Origin of the sequence: Albimonas pacifica, assembly GCF_900113695.1 — a bacterium.
GTDB lineage: Bacteria > Pseudomonadota > Alphaproteobacteria > Rhodobacterales > Rhodobacteraceae > Albimonas > Albimonas pacifica.
The window spans coordinates 225,136-251,847 of record NZ_FOQH01000009.1 but is presented as its reverse complement, the minus strand read 5'-3'; the positions used below and the strand labels follow the sequence as shown (position 1 = coordinate 251,847).

The 26,712-nt window shown below is 71.3% G+C and carries 22 protein-coding genes; 9 read left to right on the top strand and 13 right to left on the bottom strand.

The genetic code is table 11. The annotated features are described in order from the left end of the window. Nucleotides 1-13: 13 nt before the first annotated feature. From cobM to BM064_RS20030, 7 genes are all read right to left on the bottom strand, one after another. Nucleotides 14-787, bottom strand: a complete 774-nt coding sequence (gene cobM / locus BM064_RS20060) for a precorrin-4 C(11)-methyltransferase (protein WP_092862859.1) — start codon at nt 785-787, stop codon at nt 14-16. Further along, complete coding sequence (gene cobJ, locus BM064_RS20055; protein WP_092862856.1) at nt 784-2,646, bottom strand: precorrin-3B C(17)-methyltransferase; 1,863 nt, start codon at nt 2,644-2,646, stop codon at nt 784-786. The genes cobM and cobJ overlap by 4 nt, the downstream gene beginning before the upstream one ends. Nucleotides 2,647-2,961: 315 nt before the next feature. Then, nucleotides 2,962-3,663, bottom strand: a complete 702-nt coding sequence (gene cobI / locus BM064_RS20050; RefSeq protein ID WP_092862853.1) for a precorrin-2 C(20)-methyltransferase — start codon at nt 3,661-3,663, stop codon at nt 2,962-2,964. Continuing rightward, nucleotides 3,660-4,883 carry a precorrin-6y C5,15-methyltransferase (decarboxylating) subunit CbiE gene (cbiE, locus tag BM064_RS20045; RefSeq protein WP_092862851.1) on the bottom strand — a complete coding sequence of 408 codons (1,224 nt, stop codon included), beginning with the start codon at nt 4,881-4,883 and terminating at the stop codon, nt 3,660-3,662. Before cbiE ends, cobI begins: the two co-directional genes overlap by 4 nt. Continuing rightward, nucleotides 4,880-6,532, bottom strand: coding sequence for a precorrin-8X methylmutase (locus BM064_RS28445; protein WP_342741383.1), 1,653 nt, complete (start codon nt 6,530-6,532; stop codon nt 4,880-4,882). The genes cbiE and BM064_RS28445 overlap by 4 nt, the downstream gene beginning before the upstream one ends. After that, complete coding sequence (locus tag BM064_RS20035; RefSeq protein ID WP_092862848.1) at nt 6,529-7,728, bottom strand: sirohydrochlorin chelatase; 1,200 nt, start codon at nt 7,726-7,728, stop codon at nt 6,529-6,531. The genes BM064_RS28445 and BM064_RS20035 overlap by 4 nt, the downstream gene beginning before the upstream one ends. A gap of 221 nt (nt 7,729-7,949) precedes the next feature. Continuing rightward, entirely contained in the window at nt 7,950-9,284 is a 1,335-nt protein-coding gene (locus BM064_RS20030) for a cobyrinic acid a,c-diamide synthase CobB (protein WP_245779228.1), read from the bottom strand. 42 nt (nt 9,285-9,326) lie between these two features. Here BM064_RS20030 and BM064_RS20025 point away from each other — a divergent pair, with 42 nt between their 5' ends. Continuing rightward, nucleotides 9,327-10,790 (top strand): GNAT family N-acetyltransferase, encoded by a 1,464-nt coding sequence (locus BM064_RS20025; RefSeq protein ID WP_177236336.1) that lies wholly within the window; start codon nt 9,327-9,329, stop codon nt 10,788-10,790. A gap of 170 nt (nt 10,791-10,960) precedes the next feature. Here the strand turns inward: BM064_RS20025 and BM064_RS20020 are convergent, their stop codons facing one another. From BM064_RS20020 to BM064_RS19995, 6 genes are all read right to left on the bottom strand, one after another. After that, complete coding sequence (locus tag BM064_RS20020; RefSeq protein ID WP_092862842.1) at nt 10,961-11,167, bottom strand: cold-shock protein; 207 nt, start codon at nt 11,165-11,167, stop codon at nt 10,961-10,963. Nucleotides 11,168-11,362: 195 nt separating this feature from the next. Next, nucleotides 11,363-12,163, bottom strand: a complete 801-nt coding sequence (locus BM064_RS20015; RefSeq protein WP_092862839.1) for an enoyl-CoA hydratase/isomerase family protein — start codon at nt 12,161-12,163, stop codon at nt 11,363-11,365. A 10-nt stretch (nt 12,164-12,173) separates the two neighbouring features. Next, complete coding sequence (locus BM064_RS20010) at nt 12,174-12,959, bottom strand: SDR family NAD(P)-dependent oxidoreductase (RefSeq protein ID WP_218161085.1); 786 nt, start codon at nt 12,957-12,959, stop codon at nt 12,174-12,176. Further along, on the bottom strand, nt 12,946-14,460 hold the full coding sequence (locus tag BM064_RS20005; RefSeq protein WP_092862833.1) for a flavin-containing monooxygenase: 1,515 nt from the start codon (nt 14,458-14,460) through the stop codon (nt 12,946-12,948). The genes BM064_RS20010 and BM064_RS20005 overlap by 14 nt, the downstream gene beginning before the upstream one ends. Nucleotides 14,461-14,546: 86 nt before the next feature. Further along, on the bottom strand, nt 14,547-16,175 hold the full coding sequence (locus BM064_RS20000; protein ID WP_092862830.1) for an AMP-binding protein: 1,629 nt from the start codon (nt 16,173-16,175) through the stop codon (nt 14,547-14,549). 317 nt (nt 16,176-16,492) lie between these two features. Then, nucleotides 16,493-17,887, bottom strand: coding sequence for an amidase family protein (locus BM064_RS19995; RefSeq protein ID WP_092862827.1), 1,395 nt, complete (start codon nt 17,885-17,887; stop codon nt 16,493-16,495). Between the two features lie 314 nt (nt 17,888-18,201). Between BM064_RS19995 and BM064_RS19990 the strand changes: the two genes are divergently transcribed. The 8 genes from BM064_RS19990 to BM064_RS19955 all read left to right on the top strand — a co-directional run bounded on the left by BM064_RS19990 (nt 18,202) and on the right by BM064_RS19955 (nt 26,705). Continuing rightward, nucleotides 18,202-19,233: a phosphotransferase family protein gene (locus BM064_RS19990; protein ID WP_245779227.1), complete on the top strand. Its 1,032-nt coding sequence runs from the start codon at nt 18,202-18,204 to the stop codon at nt 19,231-19,233. Further along, on the top strand, nt 19,233-19,607 hold the full coding sequence (locus BM064_RS19985) for a DUF6285 domain-containing protein (protein WP_092862824.1): 375 nt from the start codon (nt 19,233-19,235) through the stop codon (nt 19,605-19,607). Before BM064_RS19990 ends, BM064_RS19985 begins: the two co-directional genes overlap by 1 nt. Nucleotides 19,608-19,624: 17 nt before the next feature. Next, complete coding sequence (locus BM064_RS19980; RefSeq protein ID WP_092862821.1) at nt 19,625-20,968, top strand: acyl-CoA dehydrogenase family protein; 1,344 nt, start codon at nt 19,625-19,627, stop codon at nt 20,966-20,968. 169 nt (nt 20,969-21,137) lie between these two features. Next, nucleotides 21,138-22,298, top strand: coding sequence for a C4-dicarboxylate TRAP transporter substrate-binding protein (locus BM064_RS19975; RefSeq protein ID WP_092862818.1), 1,161 nt, complete (start codon nt 21,138-21,140; stop codon nt 22,296-22,298). Nucleotides 22,299-22,367: 69 nt separating this feature from the next. Then, on the top strand, nt 22,368-23,522 hold the full coding sequence (locus BM064_RS19970; protein ID WP_092862815.1) for a C4-dicarboxylate TRAP transporter substrate-binding protein: 1,155 nt from the start codon (nt 22,368-22,370) through the stop codon (nt 23,520-23,522). A gap of 111 nt (nt 23,523-23,633) precedes the next feature. Then, entirely contained in the window at nt 23,634-24,794 is a 1,161-nt protein-coding gene (locus tag BM064_RS19965; RefSeq protein WP_092862728.1) for a C4-dicarboxylate TRAP transporter substrate-binding protein, read from the top strand. Nucleotides 24,795-24,871: 77 nt separating this feature from the next. Continuing rightward, nucleotides 24,872-25,402 carry a TRAP transporter small permease gene (locus BM064_RS19960; RefSeq protein ID WP_092862725.1) on the top strand — a complete coding sequence of 177 codons (531 nt, stop codon included), beginning with the start codon at nt 24,872-24,874 and terminating at the stop codon, nt 25,400-25,402. Further along, nucleotides 25,395-26,705, top strand: a complete 1,311-nt coding sequence (locus tag BM064_RS19955) for a TRAP transporter large permease (protein ID WP_092862722.1) — start codon at nt 25,395-25,397, stop codon at nt 26,703-26,705. Before BM064_RS19960 ends, BM064_RS19955 begins: the two co-directional genes overlap by 8 nt. Nucleotides 26,706-26,712: the final 7 nt, after the last annotated feature.

The following is a 26,712-nucleotide window of genomic DNA, read 5'->3' as shown; positions in this document are numbered from 1 at the left end:
CGCCTGCGGACCGTCACCCCGTGGCCAGCTTCCGCTTCGGCCGCAGCACATGCGGATGCGCCCCGTCGTAGAGCGCGCTGTCCCGGAAATCCTCGTCCCCCAGCACCCGCCCCACGAAGATCAGCGCCGTGCGGGTCAGCTTGGCCTTGCGCACCTTCTCGCGGATGTCCCCCAGCGTCCCGTAGAGGAACGCCTGGTCCGGCCAGCCCACCCGGTAGGCCACCGCCACCGGACAGTCCTCGCCGTAATGCGGGATCAGCCGCCGCTCGATCTCGCGCAGGTTGCGCACCGAGAGATGCAGCGCCAGCGTCGCCCTGGAGCGGCCCAGCGTGTCGAGGTCCTCGCCCTCGGGCATCGCGCTCGCCTTGCCGGCGGTGCGCGTGATGATCACGGTCTGGGCGATCTCGGGCAGGGTGAGCTCCTTGCCCATCGCCGCCGCCGCCGCGGCGAAGGCCGGCACGCCCGGGATCACCTCCCAGTCGATGCCCTTCGCGTCCAGCCGCCGGATCTGCTCCGCGATCGCCCCGTAAAGCGACGGATCGCCCGAGTGCACCCGCGCCACGTCCAGCCCCTTCGCATCCGCCGCCTCGATCTCCGCCAGGATCTCGTCGAGCGTCATCGGCGCGGTGTCCATCACCCGCGCCCCCTCCGGAACCCCTTCGACCACCTGCGGCGGCACCAGGGACCCGGCATAGAGGCACACCGGGCAGGCCGCGATCAGGCGGGCGCCCTTGAGGGTGATCAGCTCCGGGTCTCCGGGCCCGGCCCCGATGAAATAGACGGTCACGAGACCTCCTCCGTGCTCTTCGGGGCCGCGTCGATGCGCTTGGCGTAGCCCCGCGGCGTATAGATCCGCCAGCCCTGCGCCCCGGCGCCGGCATCGCCGGTGCGGAACGCCCGGCTGCGCGAGGCGCCGATCATCACCACCGTCAGCATGTCCACCTCGTCGGTCTTCAGCGTCGCGAGCGTCCGCAGCTCCAACCGCTCCTCCGGCCGCCCGAGGCTGTGGGCCAGCAGCACCGGCGTCTCCGCCGGGCGATGCTCGAGCATGATCTCGCGACACGCGTCCAGCAGGTCCCGACGACGGCGCGAGACGGGGTTGTAGAGCGCCGTCACGAAATCCCCCGCAGCCGCCGCCCGCAGCCGCTTCAGCACGTCCTCCCGCGGCGTCAGCAGATCCGACAGCGACACCGCGCAGAAGTCGTGCCCGATCAGCGCCCCCGCCCGCGCGGACGCGGCCTGCAAGGCCGAGATCCCCGGCGCCATCACCACCTCGACCCGCCGCGCCGCGTCCGAGACGCCGCCCCGCTCGGCCGGCCGGTCCAGCAACTCCATCACCAGCGCGCCCATCGCGTAGATCCCCGCGTCGCCCGAGCACACCAGCGCCACGTCGCGCCCCTCGCCGGCCCGCTCCAGCGCATGCCGGCACCGGGCTTCTTCTTCGCCCAGCGCGAAATCCGCCCGCGGTTTTCCGGCGGCCAGCGGCCCCAGCAGGTCGATGTAGAGGTTGTAGCCCACCACCTCCTCGGCCGCCGCGACCAGGCGCGAGGCCTCCGGCGTGCGCCAGTCCGCCGCCCCGGGCCCGATCCCCACGACCGAGAGCCGCCCACGCGCCCGCGACGGCGCCGCGGCCCCGGCGATGACCGCCCCGGCCACCGTCGCATCCGCGCTCTTCTCCTTTTCAAACGCCAGCACCGAGGCCTCGCCGGCCCCCGCCAGCGCCGAGGCCTCCGCCACCCCGTGGCACCCGACCTCGGCGAACACCACCTCCGAGGGGTTGGCCAGCCGAGGCGTCAACGCCTCCAGCTCGGCGGCCGAGTGGAACCGCACCGGCACGCCCAGGTCCTCCCCCAGCGCCCGGATCGCCGCCTCGTCGGCTTTGAGGTCGATCGACCGGACCTCCGCCACCTCTGCCGCCGCAAACCCGTTCTCCGCCAATGTCTTGCGCACCAGCCCGATCATCTGCTCGGGCGCGCAATACCGCGCGCAGCCGACGCCCAGCACCAACCGGGCGCGGCGATACACCAGCGGCGCGCAGCCCTCGACCGTCAGCACGACGGGCGCATCCTCCGCCGCGGGCTCCGCGGCGACCCGCCCGGCCAGCGGCGCCAGCCACTCCGCCTCGCCCGACAGGCGCGCGGGCCGCCCCGCCAGCAGCCCCGCCATCGCCGCCTTGGCGTCGGCCGGGGCCTCCAGCCGCCACCCCTGCGGCGGCGCATCCAGCGCCACCCCCAGCGAGACGTCGCCGGCGGTGGTCACCGCAGCCACCCCTCCCAGCGCCTCGCCCAAGCGCCGCGCCAGGGCGTTCGCCCCGCGATGCCCGCCCAGCAGCGGCACGGCGGCCGAGCCGTCCTCGGCCAGCGCCACCACCGCCGGCTCCGCGCGCTTGTCGCCCAGCATCGGCGCCAGCGCCCGCACCAGGATCCCGGCCGCCATCACGCCCACCACCGGCCGCCCGGCCGCGAACAACGCCCGCAGCGTCTCGGCCGCCGGCGCCGCCCCCGGCCCGCAGCGCACCACGCCCGAGGCGAGGTCCGCCCCCGGCGCCACCGCCGCCAGCGCGCGCCGGGCCAGCGCCTCGCCCGCGTCGGTCAACGCGACGAACACGGGCGCGCGCAGGCCCGGGGAAACAGGGGTGTCGGTCATGCGGATCGGTCCTCGACGGAAACGGAAGAAGAGAGGGCGGGGCAGGGCGCGCCTCCGCCCTCCCCGGCAAGGCCGCGCCCGGCGGCAGGCCGCGCGAGGCCCCGGGCCAGGCCCGGGGCGCCCCCGGCCCGCCCCGCGCGCATCCCCTCGGCAGGCGGGCGAACCGCGAGCCTCGCGCGGCCCCGGCCCGGCCCCCCGGCGCCCCCGGCCCGCCGCCCCCGCGCGCCCTGCGCGAAGGGGTCCGCCCGGGCCGGGCGGGGAGGGTGGGCGGGAGCCTCGCCCGGGCGGACCCCGGCGGGCCGGCGCGCGCGACCCTCAGCCCACATGCGGATCCCTCCCCGGAACCAGGATCATCGAGAAATACGGCGCGTCCTGCGGCGCCTCGGCCAGCGGCGCCACCACCTGCCGCTCCAGCGAGGCGTGCCCGACATACATCGCCCCCTCGCCCAGCCCCGCCGCCTCGATGGCCGCCCGCAGCCTCGGCAACCGCCGCCCGACCTTGAGGATCGCGAACGCCCCTCCCGCCGCCAGCCGAGCCTCCAGCTCGTCCTCCGGCAGCGTCCCCGGCAGCACGCTCAGCACCTCGTTCCTCGCGCACAGCGGCCGCGCCGCCGCCGCCGTCGCGGCCGCCATCGAGCTCACACCCGGCGTGATCTCGCAGCGAAACTCGCCCGCGAGCCGCCCGAACAGATACATGAAGCTGCCGTAGAAGAACGGATCCCCCTCGCACAGCACCACCACGTCGCGCCCCGCCCGCAGCCGCTCCGCCAGCGCGCCCGCGGCTTGGTCGTAGACCGCCTGCGCGGGAAACCGTTCGGCGCGCATCGGGATCACGATGGGGATTTCTTCAACGCCCTGCGGGATCGACCCGGCCGCGATGGACCGCGCGAAACTCTCGCCGCTGTCGGGCGCCGGATAGGCGATCACCCCGGCCCCCGCGATCAGCCGATGCGCGCGCAGCGTCATCAGCTCCGGATCGCCCGGCCCCAGCCCCACCCCATGCAGCACGCCGCTCACTTGCGCGCGCTCCACTGGGTCACCGACATCGCCGGGCGCCAGGCCAGCGGCCCGCCCTTGCCGACGGGCGAGGCCCGCTCGATCCGGATCCGGCTCAGCTCGCCCCCGAAGCGGGACGCGAGCCTGACCAGCAGCGCCTCCGACTCCAGCGTCACCGCGTTCGCCACCAGCCGCCCGCCGGGCGACAGCGCCCACCAGGCCGCCTCGGCCGAGGCCTCCGAGAGCCCGCCGCCGAGAAACACCGCATCCGGGGCCGGCAGCCCCGCCAGCCCCTCCGGAGCGGAGCCCTCCTTCAGCACCAGCCCCGGCGCCCCCAGCGCCTGCGCATTCGCCGCCGCCATCGCCCGCCGGTCCGCCCGCGGCTCCAGCCCCACGGCCTTCGCCGCGCGCGCGCCGCGCATCCACTCGATGGCGACCGAGCCGCAGCCGCAGCCCACGTCCCACAACAGCTGCCCCGGCGCCGGCGCCAGCCGCGCCAGGGTGGCGGCGCGCACCTCGCGCTTGGTCATCACCCCGTCATGCTCGAAGAGCTCGTCCGCCAGCCCCGGAACCGCCGGCGCCAGCGGCGCCCCCGCCTCCGCCCGGCACTCCACCGCCAGCGTGCACAGATCCCCCGGCCGCGGGATCTTCCCCGAGGCCCAGGCGGAGGCAGGGGCCTCCTGCCACCCCTCCGTCTCCGCATCGAGATCCCACATCGCCCGCAGCGGGCTCTGCCCATAGCCCCAGGCCGTCAACGCCGTGCCCACGGCCCGCGCGCTGTCGCCATCGGCCGCCAGCGCCAGCAACCGCGCGCCCGGCTGCACGAAGACCCGCATCGCCGCCACCGAGCGCTCCGGCCCCTTGCCATGCAACGTCAGCGTCTCGCACCCGTTCACCGGCCACAGCATCCGCGCCGCCGCCAGCTGGTAGGCCGAGACATGCGGATGCACGACCGCCTCCGGGAACGCCGCCGCGATGCGCGAGCCGGCCGAGCGCCACAGCGGATCGCCCGAGACCAGCACCGCCACCCGCCGCCCCCGCAACGCCTCCAGCCGGTTGAGCAGATGATCGAAGGGCGAGGGCCAGGCCACCCGCTCGGCCTCCACCTCCAGCGTCAGCTGGTGGTGGCGATCGGCGCCGAAGATCACCTCGGCGCTCTCCACCGCCGCCCGGGCGGCGGGCCGCAGCCCCTCCAGCCCGTCGGCGCCGAGCCCCACGATCTGCAGCCAAAGCTCGCTCATGCGCTCTCTCCCACCCGCCCGGGAACCGCCAGGCCGTCCCCTTTCAATCCCAGCGACAAGGCGTTCACCGCCGCCGCCGCCATCGCCGAGCCGCCGACCCGGCCCCTCAGCGCCACGAAAGGCACGCCGCGAGGGTCCTCCGCCAGCGCCGCCTTCGATTCCGCCGCCCCCACGAACCCCACCGGGAACCCGAGGATCAAGGCGGGCTTGGGCGCGCCCAGGTCGATCAGCTCCAGCAGCCGGAACAGCGCCGTCGGCGCATTCCCGATCGCCACCACCGCGCCCCCCAGCCTCTCGGCCATCAGGTCCATCGCCGCCGCCGAGCGCGTCGTCCCCTGCGCCTTCGCCAGCTCCGCGCAGCCCGGAGCATCGAGCGCCGAGACCACCTCGACCCCCGCGCAGCGCCCGCGCCGGATGACCCCCTGCGCCACCATGCCCACGTCGCAGATCACCGGGGCGCCCGCGTCCAGCGCCGCCACCCCCGCCTCCACCGCGCCGTCGGAAAAGACCAGCCCCGAGGCCACCTCCGGCATCCCGCAGGAGTGCACCACCCGCAGCGCCAGCTCCTGCATCGCGGGCGTCATGCCCGACAGGTCGCACTCCGCCCGCGCCGTCGCGAAACTCGCGGCGTAGATCGCCGCCCCGTCCCGCTCCCAGGCGCCCTGCGACGGCGGCCACGGGCCGAACGCCCGCCCCGCCGGTGCGAGCCCGCCAGAGCCCGCAGGCGCATCAGCAGACGCGCCGGCCCCCCCGCCTGCGGCGAAGCGGGCGAGCAGATACTCCTGGCCCAGTCCCAGTATCCAGCCTTCCTCGGCCGCCACCGACGCGCGCGCCGCGCCGGCCAGCCCTTCGGGTCCTGCGAACACCTCCGCCAGCCGCCCCGCGCGATCCATCGCGGCGAAGGTCTCGGCGCAGGCCCGCACCTGGCCCGCGTCCCGCACCGCCTCGTCCGGATGCGGCGGGATCAGCGAGGGCCAGATCTCCGCGAACACGACGCCCCCCGAGGGCGCCGCCAGCCCGCTCTCGAACGGCCAGACCTGCGCCGCGCCCGCCAGCCGGGGATCCGCCCTCAGCCGCTCCAGCGCCGCGATCCCCGTCAGGCTCTGCCCTCCGACCGCCCCCGCGCCCGAGAGCTGCCAGACCGAGAACGGCCGCCGCCCGCCGCGGGCCCGCGCGAACCGCTCCGCCTCCCGAAATTCCTCGAAATCCCCCGCCGCGGGCTTCCTCGCCGGCAGATGCGCGAACGCCCGCCCCGCCGGATGCCCCCAGAACGGCGCGCCCTTCGCCGCCAGCCGGTCCGCGAACCCGAACCGGTCGTTGGCGTTCGCGGGCCCGTCGGAGATCCCCTCCGCCAGCCCCGCCCAGACCGCCCGCCAGCCCGGCGCGCCGAACAGCGCCTCCGCCGTCCCCGCCGGGTAGCCGAAGGCGAAGTCGAACCCGACCATCGCCCGCCGCCCGGCCGCGAGGTCGCCCGCCAGCATCTCCGCCAGCGCCTCCACGGCCTCGGCCCGGGTGGCGGGGTTGCTGAGGACCGCCGGCCCCTCGCCCTGCGCCCGGCCGATCCAGATCGAGTCCCTGCCGACCGTGGGCGCGCTCGCCGCCGACCAGTCGACGGCGACATGGACGTCGAACAGCGGGGCTGCGTTCACGAACGGTCCTTCAGATGCTTGCGCACGCTCTCCGGCCCCAGCGGGTGGTCCGCATGGGGGTAGGGCGGGTGGTGATGGTCGTGATCGTGCGGATGCCCGTGCCCGTGCGAATGCCCGTGCCCGTGGCCATGATCGTGCGGGTGGTCGTGGTCGTGATGATGATGCCCATGGTCATGCGAATGCCCATGCCCCAGGTCCAGCCGGCAGGCCCCGGTGCAGAAGTCGTCGCACAGCCGGCAGTCCGCCACGTTCGACCCCGGCGCCGAGGCCCCCTGGCCCTCGACATGATGGTGGTGGCTCTCCTGGGGCGCGCCGACCTCGGCCTCGAACCCCAGCACCTGCGCGCGATACTTGCACATCGAGCAGTTCATCGCCGGAGCCCCCTCGAGGATCTCCGTCACCCGCTCCGCAAACGTCGCCAGCACCTGCGGATGATCGTTGAGATACCCCGCCTTCACGAAGCGGATCTCGGGATGCGCCTCGGCCACCATGTCCGCGAAGCCGTAGATCCGGTCGATCAGCACGCCCGTGAACAGGAAATACGGGAACACCACCACCCGCCGGTAGCCCAGCTTGGCGGCATGCTCCAGCGCCGGCTCCACCAGCGGGAAGGTCACGCCCGAATAGCCGACCTCGCACCAGCCGAAGCCCATCCCCTCCCACAGCAGCCGCGCCACCTTCGAGACGTTGCCGTTCGCGTCCGGGTCCGAGGCGCCCCGCCCGATCACCACCAGCAGCGTCTCGTGCCGCGGCACCACGCCGTCCTCGGCGTCGGCCTTCGCGATCGCCTCCTCGATCCGCTCGGCGGCGGCGCGGACCATCTTCGGGTCCACCCCCAGCTCGCGCCCGTAATCCACCCGGATGCCATGGGTCCTGGCATAGGTGTTCAGCACCGAGGGAATGTCGTTCTTCGCGTGCATGGCGGCGAACAGCATCCCCGGCACCGCCAGGATCCGCGTGCACCCCGCCTCGCGCAGCTTGTCGAGCCCGTCGCGCAGCACCGGGTTGGCGAACTCGAGATACCCGTGCTCGACCGCCCACTCCGGGGGCAGGAACGCCGGCAGCTTCTCGGCCAGCACCGCGAACTCGTCCACCGCCCGCTGGGACCGCGAGCCATGCCCGCAGATCATCACGCCGATCTTCTCGGTCGCGCCGTCCCGCAGCACGGGGGCTTCCTGGGTCGAGGTCTGGGTCATCGCGCGTCCTCCCGCCTGCCTGGGCCCGACGCGCGCAAGACCGGAGGAGGAGCCCGCCCGCGGCGGCCCCCCGTCCCGACGACGGCCCCGCCCCGCCCCCGGTCTGGGTCGGCGTGCGGCGCCTTCCGGTCAGCCTCGCGGCGTCGTCTGGCGGGGTGGTAGCAGCGCCCGCCCGCCCGGGCAAGCGCGCCGCCGACGCCCCGGGGCCCGCAAGCGACCCCTCAGCCCGGCGCGATCACATGGGCGTAGGAGCCCATCACCCGCCCCACCCGCAGCCCCATCGGGGCGAGCGCCTTGCCGGCCGCGTCGGTCGCGTCGAACAGCCGCTCGGCCGGGCCCTCCTCGACGATGGTCGCGTAGTGGAACTCGTGCCCGTTCAGCGCCCCCGCCCACGGCGCCCCCGCCCGCGGCGCCAGGCGCCGGTAGCCCAGCGTCATCTTCCGCACGGCGAAGGAGGTCGTCACCGGCAGCAGCCCCGCCATCGGGTGCGCCGCGCCGTCCGCATCCACCAGCGCCTCCCCCAGCGCCATGAACCCCCCGCACTCGCCGTAGACCGTCGCGCCGCGCGCCGCCGCCGCCCGCAGCCCGCCCAGGAAGGCCGAGGCGCCCGCCAGCCGCCCCGCATGCAGCTCCGGATAGCCGCCCGGCAGATAGACCGCGTCCGCGGCCGCGTCCGGCGCCTCGTCCGCGAGCGGCGAGAACGGGACCAGCTCCGCCCCCTGCGCGCGCCAGTCGGCCATCAGGTGGGGGTAGGCGAAGGCGAAGGCCGCGTCCCGCGCCACCGCCACCCGCTGGCCCGGAGGCGCCAGCCGCGCCGCCGCGTCTCCCGGCTCCGCCCGCAGCGGCCGCGCCGCCTGCGCGATCGCGTCGAGGTCGAGATGCGCCGCCGCCGCCGCGCCGGCCGCGGCGACGAAGGCCTCCAGCTGCGGATGCTCCTGCGCCTGCACCAGGCCGAGGTGGCGCGAGGGCAGGGCGAGCGCCTCCTGCCGCGGCATCGCGCCGAGGCAGGCGAGCCCCGCCCCCTCCAGCGCCCGGCGCGCCGCCGCCTCGTGGCGGGGCGAGCCGATGCGGTTGAGGATCACGCCCGCGATCTCGATCTCCGGCCTCAGCGCCCGCAGCCCTGCGGGCGCGAGCGCGGCCGAGCCCGCCATCCGCCCCGCGTCCACGACCATCACCACCGGCGCCCCCAGCGCCGCGGCGAGATCGGCGGCCGAGCCCTTCCCCTCCGGCGGCGCCCCGTCGAGCGCCCCCATGGCCCCCTCGACGATCAGCAGCGGCCGGGCGGAGGGCCCGTCGCCCCCGGCCCCCCCGAGCGCCCCCCCGAGCGCCCCCTGGGCCCTCGCCCTCAGCTCCCCCTCCGCCATCGCCCAGGCGTCGAGGTTGCTCGAGGCCCGCCCGCAGGCCGCCTGATGGAACCGCGGATCGATGTAATCCGGCCCCGACTTGGCCCCGACGACGTGGAGCCCCCGGTCGCGGAAGGCGCGGAGCAGGCCGAGCGTCAGCAGGGTCTTGCCGGAGCCGGAGGCGGGGGCGGCGAGGAGGAGGGTGGGGAGCAAGGCAATCGTCTTGTGTTGCATGGCGGCGGTAGTGGTGGAACGGTGGCAGGCCTGCTGGTCCAACAGGTGCCTTTATGCAGAAGGATTTTCGTTTTGAAATCCCCTCGCCGCCTTAAGTCTATCAGCGCCGCCACGAGAGAATTGCTCGCGCATGGTGAAAACGCGCTCGTCGATTACAAGCGCAAGCCAGAGGGTGTGTCGCAAGAAGATTTTGTCAGCTTCGCAAATTCCGCTGATGGAGGAATAATTCTAATTGGCGTTAATGAGGTGGAGGGCCCTATGGGTGAGCAGGTTGGTGAAGTCGTTGGCTGTGATGTCAGCGATTCAACAATGTTAGCTGTAACAAATAAAGCGCTGAGCTGCGTGCCGCCTGTGGCCATCGAAATATACGTCGAAAATTTATCGGCGACCCCTTTTCTTAAGGTGGCCGTACCCGCCAGTGCCTCAAAGCCGCATTGCACCACTAAGGGCATTTACTGCCAAAGAGATGGAAGTAGAAACCGTCCGCTTCAGCCTGGAGAGCTCCTTAAATTGTTTCTAGACAGCGAGTCCGCGGCGTTTGCAGCACGCTTTGCGGCGGCTGCGGATAGTATTTCCAGCGAGGTGGGCGCACTTGAGTCTTCGCTAGCTGGGCATATAGAGCGCATGTCAGACACTCTTGGCTGGTCTGATCAGAAGTTGGATGACACTGAAAGCCTCCTTGACGACATTAAGATGGAGATTTCGGAAGTGATAAAGCTGCAACGTGATAGCGCTCTGCGGTTCAAGGCTATTTTTAATCAAGATGGTCGCAGCGATCCCCTCAAAGAGCGCGCAAGGCGAAATCTGAAGGCTTCAATTGTACAGCAGGCGTCCGAAGACGAACGCATTCTGGAGCATATCAGTAGCGGTAAGAATGTGGAACTTACACTTCGCGGGGAGGCGGCTGAGTTCTTGAGCCGCGACGATGTGCGGGAGATTTTGCAGGATTCTGTTGATGAGGCGCGCGAAGCCTTCGAGCAAAAACGCTACACGACCTATGTTGGCGTTCCAGAAGATTTCGATGAGCACTCGATCGCCTCTATGGCCGAGTTGATCGAACGTGGTGGGGAGGTGGCTGTTGGTGTGAAGGCTCGGCTAATGGGCGCCAACTGGCTTGGTTTAATTACCCACGATGATGTTCCCGTAGGGGTGGCTGCGATCAAGAAGCCCGCAAAGAGTTATCGAGAGCGCGTCTTTGTATCTGCTGGTTATTTGGCGAAGGACGCATGCAAATCCGAGCTTGGTTGGATTTACTTGGATGAAGCGCATCGCCGCAAAGGCAAAATGGCGAGTTTGCTTGCGGAGCTTTGGGAGTGCGTTGGGGATGCAAGAGTTTTCGCAACTACTCGAGTCAGCAATGAGGCTATGGTGGCGATCCTTAAGAAGCTTGGTTTCGCCAAATTTGGCGGAGACTTTCCTTCTCGCCTAAACGAGAGTGAGATGTTGTCGCTTTACGTGGTGGGGTATCCAGGCTCGGAGGACTAGCGCGGCACTCTGGGTGCGGTTTGGAGACGCTTATTTGGCGTGGGAGAGCCGCAGAGCTTTCCGGTCGACGGACGCGTTCGACAGCGGCCCACCCCACAACGAAAAACCCCCGCGGCTTGCGCCACGGGGGTTCCCCAATTCAGTCCACCTGGGCCCGAAGGCCCGGAGGCTCACTCGTAGGCGAGCTGCTCGGCGGAGGTGCGGCCGTCGCGGCCGGACTGCTCCTCGTAGGACACCTTCTGGCCGTCCGCGGGGGCCGCGAGGCCCGCACGCTCGACGGCGGAGATGTGCAGGAACACGTCCCGCCCGCCGTTGTCAGGCTGGATGAAGCCGAAGCCTTTGGTGGAATTGAACCATTTCACGGTGCCGGTGGCCATGTCCGTGGTCTCCTGGTCTAGGTCGGCGCGCGCAGTAGGCCGCGCCCTGGCAAGTCGGTCAGAACAAGATAACCGGCAGCCTCTGGAGACGGACGATAGTCAAGCTTCAAGCGATAGCCATGCTGATATGGACCATCGGGCCTCCAATTGCAAGGACCATATCGAAATGAGCGGGCCGGGTCCGGCCCGCCCCGCTCAGCCGGCCGCCCAGCTCGGGGGGCGCTTCTCCAGGAACGCGCGGCGGCCCTCGGCGAAGTCCTCCGAGCGGGCGCAGAGCGTCTGGTTGCGGTTCTCCACCGCCATCGCCGCCTCGAGGCTGGTCGCGTCCACCGCCATCGTCAGCCCCTCCTTGGTCAGGCGCAGGCCCGTCGGAGACGCATGGAGCATCTCGTCCACATAGGGCTGGGCCGCGGCCTCGAGCCGGTCGTCGGGGACCACCTCCGAGACCAGCCCCGTCGCCAGCGCCCGGGGCGCATGGATGAAGCGGCCGGTCAGCATCAGCTCGGCGGCGACCGAGCCGCCGACCAGGCGGGGCAGGAAGTAGCTGACCCCCATGTCGCAGCTCGACAGGCCGATCTTGATGAAGGCGCAGTTCATCCTGGCGCTCTCGCCCGCGATGCGGATGTCGGAGGCGAGCGCGAAGGCGAAGCCGCCCCCGCAGGCGGGCCCCTGGATCAGCGACACGATCGGCTGCGGGCAGCGGCGCATCTTGATGTAGACCTCGGCGAGGAAGCCCTGGAAGTCCCAGCCGCCGCCGAAGGGCACGCCCTCGTTGCCGCGGCGGTCGCGCTCCTTGATGTCGAGGCCGGCGCAGAAGGCGCGGCCGGCGCCGCGCATGACCACGACGCGGGTGTCGCGGTCGTTGCGAAGCGCGCCGAAGTAGTGGTCGAGCTCCTCGACCATGGCCACGTTGATGGTGTTCAGCGCCTCGGGGCGGTTGAGGGTCAGCCAGTCGGCGGCGCCGCGCTTCTCGACGGTGATGGCGGTGTAGTCCATGGGGGTCTCCTCAGCGCCCGGCCTGAACGTCGTCCACGCGCACCACGGTCCCGGTCACGAAGTCCGAGGCGGGGGCGCAGAGGAACAGCAGCGTGGAATCGAGCTGCGCCGGGTCGCCCAGCCGCTTGCGGGGATAGCCCTGGGTGATGTCGCCCATCCGCTCCAGCATCCCGTCCATCATCTCGGACGAGAACGCCCCCGGCGCGATGGCGTTGACGTTGATCCCGTAGCGGGCCCACTCGGTCGCCAGCGTCTCGGTCATCCGCGCCACGGCGGACTTGGAGACGGCGTAGAGCGCCGCCCCCTCGCCGCGATACTTGAAGGCCGCGGCGGAGGAGATGTTGACGATCCGCCCGCCCGTGCGCTCCAGCGCGATCAGGCGGCGGGCGACGGCGCAGGACAGCAGCCACGGCGCGCGCACGTTGATCGCCAGCAGCCGGTCCACCAACTCCAGCGGCATCTTGTGGGCGCGCATCGCGTCGGGGATGCCGGCGTTGTTGACCAGGATGTCGACGGGGCCGAGCGCCGCCTCGACCTCGCCGACCACCGCCTCGATCCGGGCCGCATCCGTCACGTCCAGGGCGAAGGCCGCGGCCTCGCCCCCGGCGGCGCGGATCTCGTCGGCCAGGGCCTCCAGCCGGTCGGTGCGGCGGGCGGCGAGCGCCACCCTGGCCCCCTGCGAGGCCAGGACCCTGGCGAAGCGAAGCCCCAGGCCCGACGAGGCGCCGGTGACCAGCGCCACCTTCCCCGTCAGGTCGGTCGAGGCGTTGGGCAGCGGATAATCAGCGGTAGACAAGCGTTCCATCCTCCAGGTCGGCGGCGGGAAGGCTCTCCCGCTCTTCGTAGTAGTCCTGGGAGTTCACCCAGGGCCCCCGGTCCCCCTGCCGGGGCATCAGCGCATGGCCGCGCATGATGTAGCCGGCGTTGAAGTTCTCGGGGTCGATCCAGGGACGCGGCTCCATCTGCCGGTCCTCCTCGCGAAGCGTGGGCGTGACCGAGCGCACGCCCTTCTCGTCCATGTGGCGCAGCAGGCGGCTGACGAAGGCCGCCACCAGGTCCGCGCGCATGGTCCACGAGGTGCGCAGGTAGCCGAAGGTCCAGGCGAGGTTCGGCAGGCCCGTGATCATGATCCCGCGGTTCAGCCACTGCTCGGGCAGCGAGACGCCCTCGCCGTCGACGGCGAAGCGCACGCCGCCCAGCGGCAGCAGGTTGAAGCCGGTGGCGGTGACGATCACGTCGGCCTCCAGCAGGCGGCCGTCGTCGAGCCGGATGCCGTCCGCCTCGAAGCGCTCGATCTTCGCGGTGACCACCTCGGCCTCGCCTCGGCGGATCGCCTGGAACATGTCGCCGTCGGGGATCAGCGCCAGGCGCTGGCGCCAGGGGCGGTAGGAGGGGCGGAAGTCGCGCTCCAGCGGATAGTCGGGGCCCAGATAGGCGCGCGCGGCGCCCAGCAGCTCCTCGCCCAGCGCTTCGGGCTCCTCGAAGCTGCGGCGGATGATGTCCTCCTGCATCTTCAGGACCTTGCGGCGCATGATGTCGTGGTACTGATCGTCGGGCAGCCCCAGTGAGGCGAGCGTCGCCTGGAACTCGTCATGGGTCGGGCGCGGCGCGAACCAGGTCGGCGAGCGTTGCAGCATCACGGCCTTGGCGCATTTGCCCGCGATGGCGGGGATCAGCGTGGCGGCCGTGGCGCCCGAGCCGATCACCACCACCTTCTTGCCCTCCAGGTCCTGGTCCTCGGGCCAGGTCTGGGGGTGCAGGATCTCGCCCTTGAAGTCGTCCATGCCGGGCCACCGGGGGGTGTAGCCCTCGCGGTGCTCGTAATAGCCCTGGCACATCCACAGGAAGTTGCAGGTCACGCGCAGGTCCGCCCCGTCCGCCAGCCGGCGCAGATGCAGCGTCCAGCGCGCGTCGTCCGAGGACCAGTCGGCCGAGACCACCTCGTGCCCGTAGCGCACGCGCCGGTGCAGGTCCTGCTCCTCCATCGCCTGATCGAGGTAGTCGAGGATCAGCTGCGCCTCGGCGATGGCCTTCTTCTTCCACGGCTTCCACGAGAAGCCGAAGGTGTGCAGGTCGCTGTCCGAGCGGATGCCGGGATACCTGTGCGTGCGCCAGGTGCCGCCGAACTCCGCCTGCCGCTCGATCATCGCGAAGCTGCGGTCGGGATGGTCCTGCTGCAGGTGATAGGCCGCGTCGATGCCGGAGATCCCGGCGCCGACGATCAGCACGTCGAAATGGTCGCCGTCGTCGAAGGTCCGGGCCTGCGCGGCCTCGAGGGGGCTGGATGCAATGTTCATGGTCTCTCTCCCAGGCCCCTGCCGCCTTCTGTCGGGCGCTGCGGGGCGGTTCCGGTCGCGGGGGGCGGTTCCGTGCGAGGGGGCCGTCAGCCGGCCGCCTCGGTCTGCCTGGCCATCTGGGCCAGCCGCTCGCGCAGCTTGGCCTTGTGGACCTTCTCGAGGGTGGAGCGGGGCATCTCGTCCACCACATGCACGTCGTGGGGGACCTTGAAATCCGCGAGCTTCGCGCGGCATTCGGCGATCACCGCCGCGGGCAGGGCGGCGCGCGCCTCCGCGTCCAGCCCCGGCGCGGGGATCACGAAGGCGACCGGCGCCTCGTCGAGCATCGGGTGCTTCTTGGCCACGATCGCGCCCTCGTAGACGCCGGGCACCAGGGCGATCACCCGCTCGATCTCGGAGGCGGCGACGTTCTCGCCGCCGACCTTCAGCATGTCCTTGTCGCGGTCGGCGAAGGTGATCCAGCCGTCCTCGCCCAGCGTCACCCGGTCGCCGGTCACGAACCAGCCGTCCTCGACGAAACTGCTTTCGGTCGCCTCGCGGTTGCCGAGGTACTCCAGGAACATCTGGATCCCCTGCCAGCCGCGGCACTGCAGGTGCCCGGTCTGCCCCGGCTCCACCATCCGCCCCGCGTCGTCGAGGATGCGGATGTCGTAGCCCGGCCCGGGCCGGCCGGTGGTCATCGGCTTGTTGGCCTGCTTGCTGTCCCCCACGATCCCGTGGGAGATCGTCTCGGTCATCCCCCACCAGCCCATCGAGCGGACCCGGTAGAACTGATCGAACGGGGTCTCGTTCGCCGCCATCCCGAACATGCGGATCGAGTGTTTCGGCGCCGGCCCCTGCTGCTGCACCGCCTTGAGGAAGAACGGGATCATCGAGCACCAGGTGACGCCGTTCCGGTTCACCACGTCCCAGAAGCGCGAGGCCGAGAACTTCGGCATCATCACCACCGTGCCCCCCGCCCACATGCTGGGCAGGATGGAATAGGTCCGCGCGTTGGTGTGGAACGTCGGCATCATCACCAGGTGCACGTCGTCGGCGTTCAGCCCTTCGTTGAAGGCCGAGCAGCGCCCCCCCCACAGCGCGTTGCCATGGGTCCACAGCACCCCCTTGGGCCGCGAGGTGGTCCCAGAGGTATACTGCACCGACCCCAGCCGCCAGGGATCGGACGCGAGGCCGGGCAGGGCGTCGGGATCGCCCATCAGGGAGGAGAACGCCGCCTCGGCCTGCGGCTTCAGCGCGCCCTCGGCGGGGGCGCCGCCGACCAGGCTCTCGGTCACCGCCACCCAGCGCACATGCCGGCAGGCGCCCGCCACCAGCTCGGCCAGCTCCGGCTGGGTGATGGCGGCCACGGCGCCGGAGTTGTCGGCGAAATACTCCAGCTCGTCGGCCGAGGAGCGGGTGTTGGTCGTCACCACGATCGCCCCGATGCGCTGGCAGGCGAACCAGGCGAGCTCCATCTCCGGCGAGTTGTCGAGGTGGACGATCACCGCCTCGCCCGCCCGGATCCCGCGCGCGTGCAGGCCGGCGGCGAGGCGCAGGACGTCGCGGCGGAACTCGGCGTAGGTCCAGGCGCGGCGGGGGCCGTCGAAGGGCTCCCACACCAGGAAGGGATGGGCGCCGCGCGTCTCGGCGCGGTAGTCCAGCAGCCAGTTGACGTCGCGTCCGGCGAAGGGATTGACGATCTGGGTCCGCGCGTCGCGGTGGGGCGTGGGCATGGCGGTCTCCTCCCGGCCCGGCGAGTCGTTTCCACCTCTCTGAGGTCGTCCCGGGTCCTTGTTAACTGCATGGTTGAACCCTCCGGCGCCGCGACGCAAGCCGGGAGGCGCGCTGGGGCGGGGCGACGCAGCGTCGCTTTTCAACCTGTCGGCCGACAGGCGCCGCAGGCCGGAAGGCCCCTGCGGGCGGCCCTGCGCCCGGGGCGCAGGGCGCACCCGCTGCGCCGCCGTCGGCCTGCGTCCCAATTTGGGACAGATTAAATCAGTCGATGTGATTTGTCCGCCGGGCGCGCGGGGCGCCCGGCGGGTGGGGGGGCTCAGCCGACGACGAAGGGGTCGACGGGGCGGATGGGGGGGTGGGCGGCCTCGATGATCGCGCCGGCGTCGAGCAGCAGGTCCTCGCGGAACCGCGGGCCGAGGAGCTGAACGCCCATCGGCTTGCCCGGGGTTCCGGTGGCGACCGTCAGCGCCGGCAGGCCCAGCGAGGGCAGGCCGACTTGGAGCATCTGCGCCTCGTAGATCCGGTCGAAATCCGCCGCGCTCGCGACGTCGGAGTTGTTGGCGAAGGGCGCCTCGCCCGAGACCGGCAGCAGCACGATCGGCCACTCGGCGAGGAACAGCTGCCACTCGCGCAGCAGGCCCAGCCGGCGCTGCAGGGCTTTCATCGCGTCGGCGTTCGGGCCGGCGATGCGCATCATCTGCTCGGCCACGAAGATCGAATCCGGGTCGCCCTCGGCCGCGAGCTTCGGGCCGCCGGCGACGCCGAAATCGGCCATCCACAGCTCGATGTTCAGCCGCGCGGTCTCGCGCAGCGGGGGCAGGGGGACCTCCTCGACCTCGACGCCGGCCTCGGCGAGCGCCGCGGCGGCCGAGATCACCGCCGCCTGCACCTCGGGGGCGACCTTCATCCCGTCGGGCGCGGGGGCGAGCGCCGCCTTGCGCGCGACCGGCGGCCCGTCGAGCGGGACCGGCATGTGCCAGGGATCGCGCAGGTCCCCCATCGCCATCGCCGCGAGCGACACGCGCAGATCGGCGATGGAGCGCGCGAGCGGGCCCGAGACGGCGGTGAGCTGCGCGCCCATGGTCCGGTCCGCGCCCGAGAGGTTGGCCGCCGCCACGCGGCCCGTGGTGGGGCGCAGGCCGTGGACGCCGTTCACGTAGGCCGGATAGCGGATCGAGCCGGCGATGTCGGTGCCATGGGCCACCGCCCCGATCCCGGCCGCCACCGCCGACCCCGCCCCGCCCGACGAGCCGCCCGGCGTGATCGAGGCGTCATGGGGGTTCAGCGTCTGCCCGTGCAGCGAGTTGCGGCAGAACCAGCGCAGCGAGAAGGCGGGCGTGTTGGTCCGCCCGATCACCACCGCGCCCGCCCGGCGCAGGTTGGTCACCACCGGGCTGTCCTGCGGCGCGATCAGGTCGGCCTGGGTCCTGAGCCCGTTGGTCGTCGCCCGCCCGGCGTAGTCGATGTTGATCTTCACCGTCGAGGGCACGCCCGCCAGCGGGCCCGCCGGCTCGCCGCGCGCGAGCGCGGCGTCGATGGAATCGGCCTCGGCGAGCGCCTGCTCGGCGGTCTCGTCGACCACCGCGTTGATCGCGGGGTTCACCGCCTGCATCCGCGCGATCGCGGCCTCGCACTCCTCGCGCGCCGAGGTGTCGCGCGCCCTCACCCGCGCCGCGATCGTGGTCGCCGAGGCCTGCCAAAGCTCCGTCATTTTCCGCTCGTCCCCTTCTTTCGGCCCGGTCCGGCGCGGGCCCGGCACACCGTCCTGCCGCCCGCGCCGAAGGTCAATCGTCCCGGGCCGCGACGCCTGCGGCGAACCGCGCCGCGGGGGCTGCGCGAAGCCGGCGCCGGGGGCGTCGAACCGGGTTTACGGCGCCTGATTAATTGGTTAGTTAAGTTGCCGGCCAGCTCCTTGACGAGCGGCGAAAACAACCACGAACAGGGGCGTCCAGCCCCGGACAATGGGAGGAGTTTCATGGCCGTTTCGGCGACCAGACGCGCGCGGACCGCCGCGCGCCGGCAGCGGTGAGCGCCGCGTCCGGCGCGACCGGCGTCGCCCCGGCCGAGACCTCGCCGGAGCGGACGCTGGCGGAGGCGCTGTCGCGCCTCGCCCCCCGCCTCGCCACGGGCGCGACCGGCGTCGCGGACCTGGTGCGGCTCTCGGGCGGCGCCAGCCAGGAGACCTGGGCCTTCCGCCTGACCGGCCCCCAGCCCCGCGACCTGATCCTGCGCCGGCGCCCCGACCAGGCCCGCCCCGGCAAGGAGGACCTGCCGCTGGCGACCGAGGCTGCGATGATCCGCCTCGCCGCCGCCCGCGGCGTGCCCGAGCCGCGCGTGCTGCACGTGCTGGCCCCCGACGAGGGCGCGGGCGAGGGCTTCATCATGACCCGGGTCGAGGGCGAGACCATCGGCCCCAAGATCCTCAAGGCTCCGGAGCTGGAGACCGCGCGCGAGAAGTTCGCCCCCCAGTGCGGGCGCATCCTCGCGGCCATCCACGCGATCGAGCCGGGGGACCTCAAGCTCGAGACGCGCACGGCAGAGAGCACGCTGAAGAAGATGGTCGACGACCATGCCGAGTTCGGCCAGGACCGCCCGGTCTTCGAGCTGGCGCTGCGCTGGCTCGCCCAGAACATGCCCGAGACGCCGCCGCTGCGCCTCTGCCACGGGGATTTCCGGCTGGGCAACCTGATGATGGACGAGACCGGCGTGAACGCCGTGCTCGACTGGGAGGGCTGCCATATCGGCGACCCCCACGCCGATCTCGCCTGGCTCTGCGTCGGGTCCTGGCGCTTCGGGGGCGAGCAGCCCGTGGGCGGCATGGGGCCCCGCGAAGAGCTGTGGGAGGCCTACGAGGCCGCCGGCGGCGGCTGGGTCGACCGCCACGCCGCCCGCTGGTGGGAAGTCGCGGGCAACCTGCGCTGGGGCGTGATCATCGAGTGGATGGGCGGCTGGATCCGCGCCGGCGCCGACGCGTCCGTCGAGCGCCACGTGATCGCGCGCCGCGCCTCGGAGATCGAGCTGCTGCTGCTCGCCGACCTGACCGGGAGGGAGATCTGATGCGCGAGTATCCCGCCGCCGAGGACCTGCTCGGCGCCGTCGCGCGCTTCCTCAAGGAGGAGGCCGCGCCGAACCTGCCGCCCCGCGAAAGCTTCGACGCCCGCGTCGCCGCCAACGCGGTGGAGATGGTGCGCCGCCAGATCATGGCCGCCGCCGAGCGCGAGGCCGAGCGCGAGCGCCTCGCGGCCCTGCTGGGCCGCGACGGCGACCTGGACGAACTTACGGCCGACCTGGCCGCCAAGGTGCGCGAGGGGGAGATGGATCTGACCACCCCCGGACTCGCGGACCATCTGTGGCGAACCACGATGGACAAGCTGGCGGTAGACCAGCCCCGGTTCGCCCCCTACCGCCGCGCCCGCGCGGCGGAAGGCTGACCCCCGGAGGAGACGTCATGGATTTCTCGGTACCCCAGGAGCTGCAGGACTATATCGCGCGCCTCGACGCGTTCATCGACGAGAAGATCAAGCCGCTGCAGGCCCAGGACGACAACGAGCGGTTCTTCGACCACCGCCGCGAGTGGGCGCGCACCGACTTCGACAACGGCGGCCTGCCGCGCCCCGAGTGGGAAGCGCTGATGCGCAAGGCCAAGAAGCTGGCCGACGAGGCCGGCTTCTACCGCTTCTGCCTGCCCAAGGAGTTCGGCGGGGACGAGGGCTCGAACCTCGCGATGGCGGTGATCCGCGAGCACCTGGCCTCCAAGGGCCTGGGGCTGTTCAACGACCTGCAGACCGAGCATTCGGTGGTCGGCAACTTCCCCACGATCATCATGCTCCGCGACTTCGGCACGCCGGAGCAGAAGGAGAAGTTCATCAACGGCGTGCTCGACGGCACCTATCGGCTGGCCTTCGGCCTGACCGAGGCGGGCCACGGCTCGGACGCCACCCACATGGAGACCCGCGCCGTCCCCGAGGAGCGCAACGGCAAGAAGGGCTACCGGATCGACGGCGAGAAGCAGTGGATCACCGGGATGCACGAGGCGACCCACGTGATCCTGTTCACCCGGCGCGAGGGGAACCCGGGCGACGCCAAGGGGCTGACGGCGTTCCTGGTCGACACCTCGCTCGAGGGCATCCGCAACGAAGAGTTCCTGTGGACCTTCAACATGCCCACCGACCACCCGCGCCTGTCGATCAACGACCTGTGGGTGCCCGAGGAGGCGATGTTCGGCCCGCCCGAGAACGGCCTCGCCCTCGCCCAGGCCTTCGTGCACGAGAACCGGATCCGCCAGGCGGCGAGCTCGCTGGGCGCGGCGGTCTACTGCATCGAGGAGTCGGTGCGCTACGCCCGCCACCGCAAGCCCTTCGGGCAGGAGCTGGCGCGCAACCAGGGGATCCAGTTCCCGCTGGTGGAGCTCGCCACCCAGGCCGAGATGCTGCGCCAGCTGATCCGCAAGACGGCGTGGGAAATGGACCAGATGCCCCATCCGGAGGTCGAGAAGACCATGTCGGACAAGGTTTCCATGTGCAACTACTACGCGAACCGGCTGTGCTGCGAGGCCGCCGACCGCGCCATGCAGGTCCACGGCGGCATCGGCTACAGCCGCCACAAGCCGTTCGAGCACATCTATCGCCACCACCGCCGCTACCGGATCACCGAGGGCTCGGAAGAGATCCAGATGCGCAAGGTGGCCGCCTACCTCTTCGGCTACATCGGGCCGCGCAAGGGCAAGATCCCCGCGCCGACGCCCCGCAGCCAGGCGGCCTACATCGAGACCCGGGCCCACGCGGCCGAGTGAGCGCCTCCGCCGGCCCTGCTCCGCAGGGAGAGCGGCGGCGGAGGTCAGGAATCCGTCCCCGGCCGGCGCGCAGGAGCGCGCCCCGGCCGGGGGCAGGGGGACCCCCGACGGGGTCTGGGGAGACCGGGCGGCGGCGCCGTCCGGAACGACGTCGACAGGGAGGATTTTCATGACCCGACGCACCACTCAGTTCGCCGGCCTCGCCGGCGCCGCGGCCACGGCTCTGGCCTCGACCGCGCTGCCCACCACGGCCTCGGCCGAGGAGCTGCGCTTCGCCATCGGCTGGCCGCCGAACACCAACACCTCGAATTCCTTCGCCGTCTTCGGCGAGACGCTGGCGGCCGAGACCGGCGGCGAGCTGACCGCGAAGGTCTACCCGCTGTCGCTGCTCAACTTCCTCGAGTCGACGACCGGCGTGCGCGACGGCATCGCGGACCTGACCACGATCCTGCTGCCCTACTTCCTGTCCGACTTCCCGGTGTCCAACTTCGGCACCGAGCTCGCCGCGCTGACCGACCTGGTGGTCGAGGACGGCGACCGCGTGGGCATCGTCTACGCCGGCGCCTACATGGAATGGGCGATGCTCAACTGCCCCGAGTGCATGGGCGAGTTCTCCAAGAACAACTCCGTGTTCCTGGGCGGCGGCTCCTCGACCCGCTACCACCTGATCTGCAACAAGGAGGTCAACACCCTCGAGCAGCTTCAGGGCGCGCGGATCCGCGCCGGCGGCGCCTGGTGGGCGCGCTGGGCCTCGGCGATGGGCGCGACCCCGGTGTCGATGTCGATCAACGAGACCTTCGAGGGCCTCAACCAGGGCGTGCTCGACTGCTCGGCCTCGTCGAACCCCGAGCTCTTCAACTTCGGCTTCATCGACGTCGCCAAGTGGGTGACCACCGGCGCGCCGGGCTCGCAGTTCCCCTCGGCCACCGCGGTGATCAACAAGGACGTCTGGCTCGACGCGTCCGAGAGCGAGAAGACCGCCCTTCTGAAGGCCGGCGCCGCGCTCGCCGCGACGATCACCTACGTCTACATCCAGGAGTCGCAGAACGGCATCGCCGAGGCCGAGAAGCGCGGCATCCCGGTCAAGCAGGCCGGCCCCGAGCTGATGGCCAAAAGCCGCGCCCACACCGAGGCCGACGCCTCGACCGCGGTGGCCAACTACACCGAGAAGTTCGGCCTGACCGACGGCGAGGCCAAGGTCGCCAAGATGAAGGAGCTGATCGAGAAGTGGGACGGCCTGACCAAGGACATCTCCGACAAGGAGGCCCTGGCCGACCTCTACTTCGCCGAGATCCAGTCCAAGCTGGACCTGGCCTCCTACGGCCAGTGAGCCGATGAACCCCGCGCCCCGCCCGACGCCAAGAAGCGGGCGGGGCGCTCCACCACGGGAGGAACGACCATGAAAAAGGCCATCAAGGCCTCCGCGCTGGGGGCCTTCGCGCTCTCCGTCCTGCTGGGGGCCGCCGCGCCCTCCGCCGCCGTCGAGCTGCGCTTCGCCGTCGGCTCGCCGCCCAACTCGCTGGGCGACAAGGCGGCCAACCACTTCAAGGACAAGCTCGAGGAGTATTCGAACGGCGAGACGACCGTGAAGGTCTATCCGCTGTCGCTGCTCAACCTGCTCGAGTCCAACAACGGCATCCGCGACGGCATCGCCGACATCGCCACCGTGCTGTGGCCCTACTTCCTGTCGGAATACCCCGAGACGAACCTCATCGCCGAGGCCGCCTCGATGTCCGAGCTGCTGGAGGGCGACCGCCAGCAGGCGACGCTCGCCTACCTGGGCGCGATGATCGAATACGTCGCCATGCACTGCCCCGAGTGCCAGGCCGAGGCCAAGGCCCAGAACCAGGTGTTCCTGGCGGGCCTGGGGACCTCGTCCTACGTGCTGCAGTGCATGAAGCCGGTGTCCAGCTACGAGGACCTCCAGGGCCTGCGCGTGCGCGCCGGCGGCGCGTGGTGGTCGCGCTGGCTGACGGGCATGGGCGCCTCGCCGGTGTCGCTGTCGATCAACGAGACCTTCGAGGGGCTCAACCAGGGCATCCTGGACTGCACCGCCTCGAACCCCGGCGACATGACCCAGTTCGGCTTCATCGACGTGATCTCGGACGTCACCGTGGGCGTTCCGGGCTCGTCCTTCGCCTTCGCCATCGCCGACATCAACCTCGACACCTGGACGTCGCTGTCGGAGGAGCAGCGCGGCCACGTCCTGCACGCCGCCGCCGCGATCTCGGGCGACGGCATCATGGCCTATTTCCATGACGGCCGGGAGAACGTCGAGGAGAAGGCCCCCGCCCGGGGCATCGCGATCCACCAGGCCGACGACGACCTGCTGGCCCGCAGCCGGGAATGGATCGCCGCCGATCTCGACGCGCTGGCCGCCTCCTACGAGGAGCGCTTCGGCATCGAGAACGCCAAGGGCAAGCTCGAGAACCTGCGCAAGCTGGTCGACGAGTGGATGCCGCGCATGGAGGGCATCGACGACCGCGACGCGCTCGCGCAGGTGCTGTGGGAGAACGTCTACTCCAAGCTCGACGTGAAGACCTACGGCATGTGACGCCGTCAGGGGCCGGGCGGCGCGCGCGTCGCCCGGCCTCCAGCGAAAGACCGCCTGACCCGGCCAAGACAGAATCCGCGCAGGCGGACGCCATACCAGGGAGTACCAGCGATGTTTCATTTGAAGCCGGCCGCGGGCGCCGCGGCCTTCGCGATTTCCGCATCCGTCTCGGCGCTGGCGGCGACGCCGGCGCTCGCGGCGGAGAACCTTCGTTTCGCCATCGGCTGGCCGCCGGGCTCGTCGGCCGAGGCGTCCACCCAGCATTTCGCGGACGTGGCCGCCGAGGAATCCGGCGGCGACCTGCAGGTGAAGGTCTATCCGCTGTCGCTGCTGAACTTCCTCGAGTCCACCTCGGGCGTGCGCGACGGCGTGGCGGACCTGACCACGGTCCTGACCCCCTATTTCATCACCGAGTTCCCGGAGATGAACTACGCCACCGAGCTCGCCTCGCTGGCCGAGCTCGAGGACGGGGACCCGGCGCGCAACGTGATGGCCTACAACGGCGCGCTGATGGAATACATCTTCTTCGACTGCCCCGACTGCCAGGCCGAGCTGGAGGCGCAGAACCATGTCTACCTGACCGGCTCCGGCTCGCAGTCCTATTTCCTCCAGTGCACCCGGCCCGTCTCCTCGGTCGAGGATCTGCAGGGCCTGCGCGTGCGCGCCGGCGGGGCCTTCTGGGCGCGCTGGGCGACCGCGATGGGGGCGACCGCCGTCTCGATGTCGATCAACGAGACCTTCGAGGGCCTGAGCCAGGGCGTGGTCGACTGCGTGGCGGCCTCGGCCCCCGAGCTGACCAACTTCGGCTTCATCGACGTGGTCACCGACATGACCCCGGGCGTGCCCGGCGGCTCGTTCGTCTCGGGCGTCGCCCAAATGAACCGCGAGCGCTGGGGGGAGATGAGCGAGGCCAACAAGGTGGCCCTGCTCAAGGCCTCCGCCGCGCTCTCGGCCCAGGGCGTCTACAGCTACTACGAGGTCGGGAACGCGAACATGGCCATGGCCCGGGAGAAGGGCGTCGCGATCCACGAGCCCTCCGCCGAGCTGGTCGAGAAGACCAAGGCCTGGATCCAGGCCGACGCCGAGGCGCTGGGCGCGACCTATGCCGAACGCTTCGGGCTGAAGGACGCCGAGGCCAAGCTCGCCAAGCTGCGCGAGCTGATGGCCAAGTGGTCCGGGCTGACCGCGGGCGTGGAGACCGAGGCGCAGCTTCGTCGGATCTACTGGGACAACCTGCACTCGAAGATCGACGTGGCCACCTACGGCCAGTGAGCACGCGGGGCCGCGCGCCGGGGGAGCGGACCGGCGGGCGGCCCCTTTCATTTCAACCTAGGACGGCGGGGTAGCCGATGAAGCGGATCGAATGGATCCTGACGAAGCTTGTATCGCTGGCGGGGCTGACGGGCCTCGCCTGCGTCGTGCTGATGATGGTGCACATCGTGTGCGATGTGCTGGGGCGGTTCCTGTTCAACATGCCGGTGGAAGGCACCATCACCGTCGTGTCGAACTACTACATGGTGATCCTGGCCTTCGGATCGCTGGCGGTCTCCGAGGCGCGGGACGCGAACATCTCGGTCGAGGTGGTCTCGGACCTGCTGCCCAAGGGGATGCAGCCCTCGCTGGCGGGGCTGGCGAGCCTGATCGCGGTGGTGGCCTTCGGGCTGCTGACCGTGCGCGGCTGGGGCGAGGCGGTCGACAAGTTCGAGTCCGGCGCGGCCCTGCAGCAGGGGATCGTGACGATCCCGATCTGGCCCAGCTATTTCGCGGTTCCGCTGGGCTGCGGGCTGATGGTGCTCGCCTCCGCCTGGAAACTGATCTGCCTGATCGTCGGGCGCCCCTTCGTCATCGCCCAGCACGACCCGGAGGCTTTCAATGAGTGACGTCGAAATCGGCCTCGCCGGCCTCGGGATCCTGTTCTTCCTGATCGCGCTGCGGGTGCCCATCGGCTTCTCGCTGATCGCGGTCAGCTTCGGGGGCCTTTGGTATCTGATGAGCTGGCGCGTCGCCTGGGGCGCGCTCGCGGTGATGCCCTACCAGTTCGCGGCCAACTGGGTGCTGAGCTCGGTGCCGATGTTCCTGATGCTCGGGTTCATCTGCTATCACACCAACCTCACAAGGGGCATGTTCCACGCGGCCAAGGTCTGGACCGCGGCGCTGCCGGGCGGGCTCGCCATCGCGGCGATCTTCGGCTCGGCCGGCTTCGCGGCCGTCTCGGGCTCGTCCATCGCCTGTTCGGCCGCGATGGGGCGCATCGCCGTCCCGGAGATGATGAAGCAGAAGTACGACGCCGAGCTCGCCACGGGCACGGTCGCCGTCGCGGGCACCATCGGCGCGCTGATCCCGCCCTCGATCATCCTGATCCTTTACGGCGTGATCTCCCAGCAGCCGATCTCGGAGCTGTTCCTGGGCGGCATCTCGGCGGGCATCATCTCGGGCATCGGCTACGTCATCGTGGTGCTGGTGCGGGTGAAGCTGAACCCCAACCTGGCCCCCCCCTACACTGGCGCCGAGCCGATGTCGGAGAAGCTGGCCGCGCTCAAGGACACCTGGCCGATCCTGCTGGTGATGCTGGGCATCTTCGGCGGCCTGTTCGGCGGCGTGTTCACCCCGACCGAGGCCGGCGCCATCGGCGCGTTCCTGGCCTGCATCGTCGCCGCGCTGCAGGGCGAGCTGAGCTGGGGCCGGTTCCGCAAGGCCGGCGAGGAGACGGTGACCGCCACCGCCGCCCTGATCGTGATCGCCATCGGCGCGACGCTGCTGACCCGGTTCCTGACCCTCTCGGGGGCGGGCGACTACATCTCGGAGTCGGTGCTGACCATCGGCGCCTCGCCGGCGATGCTGCTGCTGGGCATCGTGCTCATCTACCTGCTGATGGGCATGTTCCTCGAGCCGCTGGGCGCGATGCTGCTGACCCTGCCGATCGTGCTGCCGATCGTGGGCGACGCGGGGTGGAGCCTGGTGTGGTTCGGCGTGGTGCTGTGCAAGCTGCTCGAGATCGGCATGATCACGCCGCCCATCGGCATGAACGTGTTCGTCATCAAGGGCGTGGTCGGCAACCTCGTCTCCACGACGCAGATCTTCCGCGGCGTGTTCTGGTTCCTGGTGATGGACCTGTTCGTGCTCGCCATCCTGGCGGTGTTCCCGGACGTGATCCTGTTCCTGCCGGAGATGATGGGGAACTGATCTTCCC